Raw genomic sequence first — 7,150 nt, forward strand, 5'->3', positions numbered from 1 at the left:
GGGGTCCTCTGGCTTTTTTCTGTCTGTCTATGTTTTGCGGTCCCCCCCCCCCCCCGGCGCGGGGGGGGGTGTTTCGGGGGGTCCCCCCCCCCCCGGCCCCCGCGGCGGCGCGGTTTGCGGGGCCGCTTGGCCGCCTGCGGATTACTCGGCCTGCGGCGGCAGCGCGGCGATGAAGGGGTGGTCGCGCTCGATCAGACCCAGCTTGCTGGCACCACCGGGAGAGCCCAGCTCGTCGAAGAACTCGACGTTCGCCTTGTAGTAGTCCTTCCACTCCTCCGGAGTGTCGTCCTCGTAGAAGATCGCCTCGACCGGGCAGACCGGCTCACAGGCACCACAGTCGACGCATTCGTCCGGGTGGATGTACAAGGACCGCTGGCCCTCGTAGATGCAGTCGACCGGGCACTCCTCGATGCACGCCTTGTCCTTCACGTCGACACAAGGCTGCGCGATGACGTAGGTCACGCTGTCGTTCCTCCTCGATAGGGCGCTGGCGGGCCTCCTCAGGCTCCGCCGCCTGGCGCGCGGGAGCGCGGCGTCGTCGATGCCCGCCCCTAGTATCTCCGTTCTTGGGCATGATCCGAACAGGAGGGGTGAACCGACCTGTGGAAATCTCTGCTGCCGGGCGACTCGAGGTCCGTGTCACCGCTGCTGACGTGGGTAAACGAGTCTCCGTACGGCGCTCGAGCGAACCTGGAACACCGGGTGAGAAGTTCACCGACACGGTGGGTGTTCTCACATCCTGGGACGACGGTGTGCTGCTGATCACACGACGGAACGGGGAGACCGTCCGGATTGCGGAATCCTCGCTGGTCGCGGGCAAGGTCGTTCCCGCCCTCCGCCCGGCCGCCACCCCTCAAGGAGGCGCTTCGCGCGCGACGACTGCCCCGGCGCGTCGGAGGGGTCCCGCGGCCTCCTACGAGGAGCTCGCGCGCGTCTCCTCGCGCGCGTGGCGGCCGGTGGAGAGCGCACGGCTGGGCGAATGGGAGCTGCGGGCAGCAGTCCGGGAGGTGCCGCGCGACGGGGGTCCTCCCAGGCGTTCGGCTCCGGGGGAGCGTCCGTGGGGGCCGGTGGCCGGGCGGCGGGCGGGCTTCACCAGACGGGCCAACAGCGTGCTGCCGCTCGGCGACCCGGGCCTTCCGCTCGACGCGGCCCTGGAGGCCGTACGACGCTGGTACGGCGAGCGCGGCCTGCCCGCGTACGTCCAGACCGCGACCGGCGCCGAGGGCACGCAGGAACAGCTGTGCGCGGAGCTGGAACGGCGCGGCTGGGTGCGCGAGGTGACCGCCGGTCTGTGGGTCGGCGCGCTGGCTGCGGTGGCCGACCGGGCCGAGGGTGCGGGGGTGGTGCTGTCCCGGCGGGCGGACGAGGCATGGCTCGCGCGCTACCAGCGCAAGGGGGTGGGCGAGGTGGCCCTGCGGGTGCTGGGCAGTGGGCCGTCGGTGTGGTTCGCGGCCGTCCCGGGCGAGGACGGAGGTGTGCCGGACGCGATCGGCCGGTGTGTCGTCGACGGACGGTGGGCCGGGTTCGCGGCCGTCGAGGTGGCACCGGAGCGGCGCCGGCGCGGACTGGCCACGACCGTGATGGCCGCCCTGGCCCGGCAGGCCCTGGCCGAGGGCGCCTCGGCGGCCTGGCTGCAGGTCGAGGCGGACAACGAGGGGGCCCGGACGCTGTACGCCGGGATGGGCTTCGCCGCGCATCACGCGTACCACCACTACCGGGAACCGGATGCCTCCGGCGCCGGCCGGTGGTAAGGAGCGTCGTGAAAGGGCACGAACCTGGTATGCGTCGGCCTTGTCCCCCTCCCCCGGAACGCTCCGCCGAACTGCGGCGGCGGTTCGCCGACGAGGCACGGGCCGAACGGCCCGATCTGTCGGCCCTTTGTCTGCTGCTGGGCGCGGAGGCGGACGGCTCGCTGGACGAGGCGGGCATGGACGCCGCGCAGATCGAGCTGGACCGGCTGGCGGGACAGCTGCCGTTCCGGCCCGGCGGGCCCCTGGCCTGGGCGACGGCGCTGCACAGGGTGCTCGGCGTCCGCTGTGAGTTCCACGGGTCCGCCGCGGACTACCACCGCCTGGAGTCGTCACTGCTGCACGAGGTGCTGCGGCGGCGCCGCGGGCTGCCGATCCTGCTGTCGGTGGTGTGGATGGAGGTCGCGCGGAGGGCCGGCGCCCCGGTGTACGGGGTCGCGCTGCCGGGGCACTTCGTCGTCGGGTTCGGGGCGGCGGAGGAACAGGTGCTGGCCGATCCGTTCGACGGGGGCCGGGTGCTCACCGGGACGGACGCCGAACTGCTCGTCGTCGGGGCGACGGGGGCTCCGCTGGATCCGTCCATGCTGGTGCCCGCGGACCCCCTCGACGTGGTGCTGCGGATCCTGAACAACGTCCGGGCTTGGGCCGCGGCCCGGCCCGAGCGGTCGGACGTGGCCCTGTGGGCGGTGGAGCTGTCCCTGCTGCTGCCCTCGCATCCGGCGCGGCTGCGCTACGAGCGGGCACAACTCCTCGTGCAGCGGGGTGAGTTCCTCGCCGGTGCGGCGGAGCTGGAGGCGTACGCCGAGCTGGTGGACGCGGTGGACGAACCGACCGCGCAGCGGGTACGGCGGCAGGCGCACACGGCACGGTCGATGCTCAACTAGGGCCGTCGGCACATGGCCGTCCGGGCCCGTCGGCGCAGGTCCGGCAGGGCTACAGCCAGCCCTTCTCCCGCGCGATGCGCACGGCCTCCGCCCTGTTGCGCACCGCCAGCTTCTGGATCGCCGTGGAGAGGTAGTTGCGCACCGTGCCCTGGGAGAGGTGCAGGGCGGCCGCGAGTTCCGCGTTGGTGGAGCCGTCGGCGGCGGCCCGCAGGACCTCGCGTTCCCGGTCGGTCAACGGGTTGGCGCCCTCGGCGAGCGCGGCCGCGGCGAGGGTGGGGTCGATGACCCGCTCTCCGGCCAGCACCTTGCGGACGGCCTCGGCGAGCTGGGCCGCGGGGGCGTCCTTGACCAGGAAGGCGTCGGCGCCCGCCTCCATGGCGCTGCGCAGATAGCCGGGGCGGCCGAAGGTGGTGAGGACGACCAGTTTCACCGCGGGGAGTTCCCTGTGGAGCCGGCCCGCGGCCTCGATGCCCGTGCAGCCCGGCATCTCGATGTCGAGCAGGGCGACGTCCACGCCGTGCTCGCGCGCGGCCGCCAGCACCTCGTCGCCGCGCGACACCTGGGCGACGACCTCCATGTCGTCCTCGAGGCCCAGCAAGGCCGCCAGTGCCTCGCGGACCATCGACTGGTCCTCGGCGAGGAGGACCTTGATCGGGCTGCTCATGCCCCGGATACTACGTCCCCGCGGTGGCCGTGGGCACGCGTGCGACCAGCCGGAATCCATGCCTGACGCGGCCCGCCTCCAGGCTGCCGCCGACCTTCTCCAGTCGCTCGGTCAGGCCGGTCAGGCCGTTGCCGGGGCCCTTGGCCGGGCCGCCGGATCCGTTGTCCTCGACGGAGAGTTCGAGGACGGGCCCGTCCAGGGTCTGCCGGCGCAGCACCTCCACCGTGCACTTCTGGGCGCCGCTGTGCCGTACGACGTTGGTGATCGCCTCGCGCAGGGCCCAGGCGAGCGCGGACTCACCGTCCTCGGCGACGCCGGTGAGGTCGGGGTCGGCGGGGATCCCGGCGGTGACGCCGGCGGCGGTCAGGGCGACCTGGGCACCGGCGAGTTCGGCGGCCAGGCGGGGGCGCCGGTAGCCGGTGACCGCCTCACGGACGTCCACCAGGGCCTGGCGGCTGACCTTTTCGATGTCGGCGACCTGCTGGGCCGCCGTGTCGGGGTGGTCGGGGAGCATCCGCCCGGCCAGCTCGCTCTTGAGCGTGATGAGGGAGAGGGAGTGGCCGAGGAGGTCGTGCAGGTCACGGGCGAGACGGAGCCGCTCCTCGTTGGCGGCGAGCTGGGCGACGGTGGCCCTGGCCTTGCGCAACTCGACCGTGGTGCGCACCAGTTGGACGACACCGGTCATGGCGAATCCGATGAGGACGAGCAGGACGACCAGGTCCAGGGCGCTCTTCTCACCGACGTGCAGACCGACCAGCAGCATCACGCCCGCCGTCGCCGGAATCGCCCAGAAGGCGGCCCGCAGCGGGAAAGTGGCCCCGCAGGCGACGGAGACGTAGCAGAAGAGGGCGAGCCACGGGGCGCCGAGCGTGAAGGACAGCAGGACTGCCAGCACGCCCAGGACGGCGACCAGACCGCCGGCGCGTCTCGGAGCGGGCGGCTTGCCCATGTCGCGGAAGACCAGGGCCAGATAGATCCCGACGAAGACCGCGAGGCCCAGCCAGCCGGCCACGGTGCCCGCGGTGGTGTGCTCCCCGGAGACGAGGTCGTCGACCGGGGAGCTGAGGAAAACCAGCCAGACACCGATCCACAGCACCTTGCGCAGGAAGAGGTCGCGCCGGTCGCGGGGTGACTGCCCCAGGGGGATCAGCTGCTCCCGGCGGACTTCCTCGGTCAGCGGGTCTTCCGTCATCACGCTCACGCCTTCAGCGTGTCCTTCCGGTACAGCCAGGCCGCCCCGCCCGCGAAGAGGACGAAGAAGACGGCGAGGATGGCGACGTCCTGTGCGTGCGGGGCCTGGCTCTGCTCGATCGACCGCCCCAGGGCAGCGTACGCGTGCGTGGGCAGCCACTTCGCGATGTCCTGGAGCCACGGCCAGAAGGTCGTGGTGGGCATCCACAGGCCGCCGAGCATCGACAGGCCGAAGTAGGTGATCATCGTGATCGGGCGGACCGCGTCCCCGCTGGCCAGGTAGCCGATGGCGACGCCGAGCGCGGCGAAGACCAGGCTGCCGGCCCAGATGGCGCCGGTGAGGGCGAGCCACTGCCAGGCGTCCAGGCGTACGTCCTTCACCAGCGCGGCGACGACGAAGACGATGACGATGGACGGGAGGCTCACCACTGCCGCGCTGGCGGTCTTGGCGAGCACGTATCCGCGCCCCGGCAGGGCGGTCAGCCGCAGCTGCCGTACCCAGCCGCTCTCGCGCTCCTTGGCGATGCGCTCGCTGTTGCCCATCAGGACGGCGGTCAGGGCGCCGAAGGAGGCCATGGAGACCATCATGTAGGTCGGAATGGTCAGGCCGCTGCCGTCGACCTTGGTGTGGGCGTCGGCGTTGCCCGCGATGAGCAGGAACAGGGCCGAGGGATAGATCACCGAGAAGAACAGGAACTTGCGGTTGCGCAGGGCGCGGGCGAGCTCCAGCTTGATCAGGCTGTTCACGACGCGGTGACCTCCTTGGCCTCCTCGGCCTCCGTGATGGCGACGAAGGCCTGCTCGAGCCCGAGCCCGGCGACCTCGAGGTTGCGGGGGTAGACGCCGAGGCCGTACAGGGCGTGGACGGTGGCGTCGGCGTCCGTGGACTGGATGCGGACGGTCTGGCCGGAGCCCGCGGCGGAGCCGCTAGTGGACACAGTGATCGAGGCCAGGAAGGGCAGCGCGCGCAGCGAGGTCTCGTCGATCTCGCCCTCCAGGTCGAAGGAGACCCGTCGCGCGCCCGCCTTCGCCTTGATCTCGGCGGCGGTGCCGTCGGCGAGGAGCCTGCCGCGGTGCAGGACGAGCACGCGGTCCGCGATGGCGTCGGCCTCTTCGAGGTAGTGGGTGGCGAACAGGACCGTACGGCCCTGGTCGGCCTGGTCGCGCATGGTAGCCCAGAAGGCCTGGCGGGCGGAGACGTCCATGCCGGTGGTCGGCTCGTCCAGGATGATCAGGTCGCTGTCACCGGCGGTGGCGAGGGCGAAGCGGACGCGCTGGGCCTGGCCGCCGGAGAGCTTGTTGACCTTGCGGTCGGCGATCTGGGAGATCCCGGCGCGGGCCAGGACGTCGGTGACCTTGTACGGCTTGGGGTGCAGATCGCAGGCGAGCCTGACCAGCTCGGTGACCGTGACCTCGTCCATCAGTCCGCCGCTCTGCAGCATGGCGCCCACCCGCCCGGCGACGATCGCCTCGCGCGGGCTGGTTCCGAAGACGCTGACCGTGCCGCCGTCGGCCTGCTTGAGGCCGAGGAGCAGGTCGAGAGTGGTGGACTTGCCGGCCCCGTTCGGCCCGAGCAGGGCCACGGTCTCCCCGGGATGCAGCGTGAGCGAGAGCCCGTCGACCGCCCGTACGCTCCCGTAGGTCTTGCTCACCTGATCGAACCCGACCACCGGGGTGCTGGTGGTCGCCGCTGTCGTTGTCATGGCTCCATGCTGACGGCGGAGGCCCGTGGCACGGCAGTGTCGGGGGTCCCGAGTGCCGGATGACAGATGTCATACCGGCCTCGTGACAGGTGGGAGGGGCGCCCGGTGATCACTGGGCGCCCCTGTCCGGGCCGGGCTAGTTCGGGGTGGTGTCGATGACTCCGATGCGCTGCGCCTGCGTCGTGCCGCGCAGGGCCTTGCGCAGCGCGGCGACGACGTCCTGGGGCAGGACGCCGCGCTTCCCGGTGGCCGTCGCGATCTGCACGCCGTCGAACGTGCTGCCGTACGCCTTCTTGAGCGCTTCGAGGTCGTACGTCTCCACGAGCTTGCCGCCGACCGCCTTGACCCCGAGGATCTTCGGCAGCGACACGGGGCCGAACTTGATGCTGTGCGTCGCGTCGGTCTGCACGGTGGCGAGGCCGGACATCGCCGGCTCCGCGAACTGCTTCATCTCGCGGTCGACCTCGGCGTTGGAGACCGTCGGCTGCTGCGTCGTGGTGGGCACGGTGACCGGGGAGGCCGTGTCGCTCTCCACCATCGACCGGTAGGCCTGCTCGACCGCCTTGGTCGAGGCACCGGCGTCGATGCCCTTGCCCGCCTTGCCGTACACGGCGACGGCCTTGCCGGACCGGAACTTGATCGTGCCCTCGGTGACCGAGCCGGAGCCGCCGCCGACGTCCTGCAGCGCGGCCTGGAGCTTCTCCTCGTCGACCGGCATGACCGGCTCCACGACCCGCTTCTGGCCGAAGAGGGAGCCGATCACGGAGATCGGGTTGTAGTCGCTCTCCGCGGCCGCGCCGACCGTGGCGTTCATGTCGAACTGGAGCCCCGCCTTGTCCGGCGCGAGCGAGACCGTCCTGCCGCCCACCGACAGCTTCAGGGGCTTGTTCACGCGCTCGCCGAACGCGTCGTCGAGCGCCCTGACGGCGTCGTCGCGGGTGCCGCCGCCGATGTCCACGC

General features: G+C 72.0%; 7 protein-coding genes and 1 pseudogene. 2 read left to right on the forward strand and 6 right to left on the reverse strand.

Annotation, left to right across the window (positions count from 1 at the left end; all coding sequences use genetic code 11):
* Nucleotides 1-141: 141 nt before the first annotated feature.
* The gene (gene fdxA, locus ACFW2E_RS37290) at nt 142-462 is read right to left on the reverse strand and encodes a ferredoxin (RefSeq protein WP_030929316.1); all 321 of its coding nucleotides are present in this window, start codon (nt 460-462) and stop codon (nt 142-144) included.
* Nucleotides 463-602: 140 nt separating this feature from the next.
* Here fdxA and ACFW2E_RS37295 point away from each other — a divergent pair, with 140 nt between their 5' ends.
* Both ACFW2E_RS37295 and ACFW2E_RS37300 read left to right on the forward strand, forming a co-directional pair.
* A complete protein-coding gene (locus tag ACFW2E_RS37295) occupies nt 603-1,751 on the forward strand; it encodes a GNAT family N-acetyltransferase (protein WP_384473599.1) in 1,149 nt (382 codons plus the stop codon).
* A gap of 29 nt (nt 1,752-1,780) precedes the next feature.
* Nucleotides 1,781-2,632, forward strand: a complete 852-nt coding sequence (locus ACFW2E_RS37300) for a tetratricopeptide repeat protein (RefSeq protein WP_384473602.1) — start codon at nt 1,781-1,783, stop codon at nt 2,630-2,632.
* Nucleotides 2,633-2,681: 49 nt separating this feature from the next.
* On the opposite strand, the gene ACFW2E_RS37305 is transcribed toward ACFW2E_RS37300, so the two are convergent.
* From ACFW2E_RS37305 to ACFW2E_RS37325, 5 genes and pseudogenes are all read right to left on the reverse strand, one after another.
* Nucleotides 2,682-3,296 (reverse strand): response regulator transcription factor, encoded by a 615-nt coding sequence (locus tag ACFW2E_RS37305; protein WP_384473605.1) that lies wholly within the window; start codon nt 3,294-3,296, stop codon nt 2,682-2,684.
* A gap of 10 nt (nt 3,297-3,306) precedes the next feature.
* Nucleotides 3,307-4,497, reverse strand: a complete 1,191-nt coding sequence (locus tag ACFW2E_RS37310) for a sensor histidine kinase (RefSeq protein ID WP_384473608.1) — start codon at nt 4,495-4,497, stop codon at nt 3,307-3,309.
* Entirely contained in the window at nt 4,494-5,234 is a 741-nt protein-coding gene (locus ACFW2E_RS37315; protein ID WP_384473612.1) for an ABC transporter permease, read from the reverse strand. The genes ACFW2E_RS37310 and ACFW2E_RS37315 overlap by 4 nt, the downstream gene beginning before the upstream one ends.
* Entirely contained in the window at nt 5,231-6,190 is a 960-nt protein-coding gene (locus ACFW2E_RS37320; protein WP_384473615.1) for an ABC transporter ATP-binding protein, read from the reverse strand. The genes ACFW2E_RS37315 and ACFW2E_RS37320 overlap by 4 nt, the downstream gene beginning before the upstream one ends.
* Before the next feature lie 136 nt (nt 6,191-6,326).
* Nucleotides 6,327-7,150 (reverse strand): annotated as a pseudogene (locus ACFW2E_RS37325) (hypothetical protein); the annotation flags it as partial.

The sequence above is a fragment of the Streptomyces sp. NPDC058964 genome, from assembly GCF_042741275.1.
Lineage (GTDB): Bacteria > Actinomycetota > Actinomycetes > Streptomycetales > Streptomycetaceae > Streptomyces.

Bases quoted from the DNA above. Each gene is read 5' to 3' on its own strand.
- ACFW2E_RS37300 (WP_384473602.1), top strand. From the start codon at position 1,781: ATGCGTCGGCCTTGTCCCCCTCCCCCGGAACGCTCCGCCGAACTGCGG.
- ACFW2E_RS37305 (WP_384473605.1), bottom strand. From the start codon at position 3,296: ATGAGCAGCCCGATCAAGGTCCTCCTCGCCGAGGACCAGTCGATGGTC.
- ACFW2E_RS37320 (WP_384473615.1), bottom strand. From the start codon at position 6,190: ATGACAACGACAGCGGCGACCACCAGCACCCCGGTGGTCGGGTTCGAT.